Source organism: Virgibacillus carmonensis, from assembly GCF_057836705.1.
The window spans coordinates 1-515 of sequence record NZ_JBYQFJ010000421.1 but is presented as its reverse complement, the minus strand read 5'-3'; the positions used below and the strand labels follow the sequence as shown (position 1 = coordinate 515).

The 515-nt window shown below is 38.4% G+C and carries 1 protein-coding gene; it reads left to right on the top strand.

Annotated features, from left to right (window positions below; genetic code table 11):
* Positions 1 to 73: 73 nt before the first annotated feature.
* Positions 74 to 515 (top strand): mannitol dehydrogenase family protein (locus AC3G7N_RS22675; protein WP_489424348.1); only part of this gene is annotated, 442 nt, incomplete at its 3' end.

Below are 515 nucleotides of genomic sequence, written 5' to 3'. Positions count from 1 at the left end.
AGAAAATATTGATAAAATCGTGGAAGCCCAAACAAAAGAAGAAATCATAGCACTATTTGATGAGGTGAATTAAATGTTAGCTGTACACTTTGGCGCTGGAAATATTGGTCGCGGATTTATTGGATCCCTTCTATATCAAGCAAATTATCATACCACATTTGTTGATGTAAACGACGCTGTCATTCAGGAACTGAACGAAAAACAGCAGTATAATGTCGTGTTGGCCTCTGAAAATAGTGAAACATTAACAGTGAAAAACGTTTCCGGAATCAACAGCATCACTGATCCGGACAAAGTGGTTGAAGCTATCGTCAACGCTGATATTATCACAACAGCTGTCGGCCCGAACATTTTGGCGGTGATTTCAGAACTGATTGCAAAAGGTTTACAAGCGAGAATGAAATCCAATCAACATCCACTTAATATTATTGCCTGTGAAAATATGATAGGTGGGAGTTCTTTATTAAAAGAAAAGGTCGCCGAGCATTTAACAGAAGAGGAACGGACATCTTTTG